The 906-nt window shown below is 58.8% G+C and carries 1 protein-coding gene; it reads right to left on the bottom strand.

Translation table 11 applies throughout. The features are described from left to right. Positions 1-737 (bottom strand): ABC transporter substrate-binding protein (locus Q2941_RS51720; RefSeq protein WP_458197558.1); only part of this gene is annotated, 737 nt, incomplete at its 3' end. Positions 738-906: the final 169 nt, after the last annotated feature.

Raw genomic sequence — 906 nt, 5'->3', positions numbered from 1 at the left:
GGGACCGGCGGCGATCCCCGCAGCGTGCCCTTCGGGACGTCGAAGCTTTCAAAGGCGCGTTCATTCTCTGCGATTGCTCCCGCGGACTCGATCGGGATCAGTACCGGGACCTTTTTATGGTCGAGCTGAAAAAATCCGCGAACGAGCGAGAGGTATTTTTCGGCGAGCGGGATCGTGACAAGCAGGGCACTGACCTGTTTTGACTGAATGGCTTGGCGGACATCCGTCACGGCAAGGTTCTTGAACGCAACTTTTGCGCTCGCCAGATCATATTCCTTGGTCAACACATCGACAATTTTGGCGTTCGCTACTCCGCCGACCACGCCGACCGTGCGTCCCTTCAGGTTGGCCATGCCGTCGATCAACGATCCCGGCGGCGCGATGATCAGTACGACCATATGGCTGACGACGACGACGGCTTGCGCCTGCGACAAGTCGCCGACATCGCCGCGAACCACGGCCAGGTCGACCTTGCCCGCGGAGAAGGCGTTAGCGGCCTCAAGCGCGGTGCCGCTGTCGATAACCTTGAGCCGGACTGGCGCATTCATTGAAGCGAGCTCGCTTGCCATGGCTGACATTGCCTGGGCTGCCTCGCCGTCAATCGAGCCGACTGCCACGGTAAGTGTTGCCGGGCGGGTGTAGTACCGATAGCCAAGGAGACCTGCACCTGCGGCAAAAACCGCGACTCCGATAAGCAGGAAAAAGCGAAGCCAGAGCGGCAATTTTATCGACATCATGCTCGTCACTCCAGACGCATCGGCCGATGGACATCGCTGCATGCCTTAATTGCAGCGCGTACAACCGCAATACTAAAGCCGCTTTGCTCTCAAACTCGGACATTGCTCGATGCAGTCGGCATGTCTCAAACGTGCCACATCCGGACTATCGCAATATGTCCGGCACGGG

The organism is Bradyrhizobium sp. UFLA05-153, from assembly GCF_054185185.1.
The sequence above is the reverse complement of the archived record's forward strand: the minus strand, read 5'-3'. Positions and strand labels throughout refer to the sequence as shown.